Source organism: Pseudomonas sp. AC463, from assembly GCF_979253585.1.
The window spans coordinates 1-230 of sequence record NZ_CEEDDZ010001251.1 but is presented as its reverse complement, the minus strand read 5'-3'; the positions used below and the strand labels follow the sequence as shown (position 1 = coordinate 230).

Sequence of the window (230 nt, the reverse complement as noted above, 5' to 3'; positions counted from 1 at the left end):
ATCTTGAACAGGTCGCCGTTGAACACTTCGTCGACCTTGGTCAGCGCGACCTTGTCCTGCGGGCGCTTGGGGCCGGCGAGCGACGGCACCACCGTGCCCATGTCCAACTCCAGCGTGTCGGTGAAGACGGGGTCCGGCGCATCCGCGTCGCGCCAGAAGCCGTTCGCCTTCGCATAGGCCTCCACCAGCGCGATGTTATCCTCGGAGCGTGCGGTCAGGCGCATATACTC

General features: G+C 65.2%; 1 protein-coding gene. It reads right to left on the bottom strand.

What is annotated here, in order from left to right:
• The coding region (locus AC0IYH_RS34310; protein WP_471838963.1) for an aconitase family protein at positions 1-230 on the bottom strand (230 nt) is incomplete at both ends.